Genomic DNA, 1,597 nt, shown 5'->3' on the forward strand with positions numbered 1-1,597 from the left:
AAGTGTCGGCGTAATCGGGCGCGCGCAAGACGAGACAGTGTTGGCGGCAAAGGCGCAGCATTGCGGTGAATCAACATTGATTCGCCGAAGAGGACGTCCGCCGATGAAACTCTCAGCAGCACTCGACACCTCGAGCACCAAGACCGCGATCTGCGTGATGAACAGCCGCGACGGCACCATCGTGTTCGAATCCAGCGTTTTGACAGATCCGGCGATCATCTTTGAAGCGCTTGCGCCGTATCTGCCGCGGCTCGACAAGGTCGGTCATGAAGCAGGCAGTGTAGCACCTTGGCTGCACCGTGAGCTCGTGTCCCTGGGCCTTCCCATGGTGCTGTTGGAAGCACGGCAGGCAGCGGCTGCCCTGCAGGCCCAGCGCAACAAGACCGACAAGAATGACGCGCGCGGTCTGGCGCATCTGGTGAGGGCGGGATGGTATCGGCCGGTCCACGTCAAGAGCCCGGAGAGCCATAAACTACGGCTGCTCCTCGCTCACCGCCGGACGCTCAAGCGCAAGCTGCTCGACATCGAAAACGAGATCAGACAGTCGCTGAAGGTGTTCGGTCTGTTGGTTGGACCGCGGGTTCAGCGGGCCTCGTTTACAGCGCGGGTGCGAGACCTGGTGGCTCATGACAGTCTGATTGGGGGCATAACGGAATGCATGTTGCGGGCCTGGGAAGCACTATGGGCCGAGTACAAGAGGCTGCACGACTTGCTGGTTCAAATGGTCGGCCGGGACGAGCTCTGCAGGCGCTTCTGCGCCATTCCAGGCGTTGGTCCCGTGACTGCTTTGACCTTCAAGGCAGCGATCGACGATCCGCACCGGTTCAGCAAGTCCAAGACCGTGGGGGCGCATTTTGGGCTGACCTCCCGCCGCATACAGACGGGCACATCGATCGACATCGAAGGGCACATCTCGAAGTGCGGGGATGGGGAGGTTCGTACCGTGCTCTACGAGGCTGCGAGCGCGATGCTGGTGCGCTCCAAGAAATGGTGCGGCATCAAGGCCTGGGGTGTTCGGATCGCAGCCAAACGTGGCCACAAACGCGCGGTGGTGGCCGTCGCGCGTAAGCTGGCGGTGGTCATGCATCGCATGTGGATCGATGGATCTGTGTTCCGGTTCGCAGCCGAAGATGAAAGTGCAGCCGAACCGAGTTTTAGCAACCCGACGGCGCTCGCCGCCGCTATGTGAGAGCTCTGGCGAGCGCCGTCTGACAGACAGTGCGACGACAGAAGATTGGCTGAGCTTCCGCCGGTCGGCGGAGAGGCGTTTGGTGGATCGAAGCGGATGCGGAGAGCACGTTATCTTGCCGGCGACGACAGCTCGATTGAGACGTCGAGCGCGCTACTGTGTCTGTGTTGCCCCGCGATCCTGACGACGACATGTGCGCCCGCATGGCTAGCGGGGCTGAGCACGAACTCCTGGATGGACCACCAGATGTCATCACCCCGAGATCATGACGAAAGCCGGACCAATGCCACGTTGTCGACCGCTCGTGTGCAGCCGTATAATATCAAGCAGAGGAGACGATCATGTCGGAGCAGAACGCGGAGAAGCGCCCGATTACTCCCGGCAAGATAAAAGCGGCTCGCCGGTTGA

The 1,597-nt window shown here is 61.2% G+C and carries 1 protein-coding gene; it reads left to right on the top strand.

What is annotated here, in order from left to right:
- The first annotated feature begins 103 nt into the window (after positions 1 to 103).
- On the top strand, positions 104 to 1,189 hold the full coding sequence (locus ACQR1H_RS33210) for an IS110 family transposase (RefSeq protein ID WP_434908802.1): 1,086 nt from the start codon (positions 104 to 106) through the stop codon (positions 1,187 to 1,189).
- Positions 1,190 to 1,597: the final 408 nt, after the last annotated feature.

The sequence above is a fragment of the Bradyrhizobium sp. HKCCYLRH2015 genome, from assembly GCF_051168215.1.
Lineage (GTDB): Bacteria > Pseudomonadota > Alphaproteobacteria > Rhizobiales > Xanthobacteraceae > Bradyrhizobium.

Coding starts and splice junctions, on each gene's coding strand:
- ACQR1H_RS33210 (WP_434908802.1), top strand. CDS start 104: ATGAAACTCTCAGCAGCACTCGACACCTCGAGCACCAAGACCGCGATC.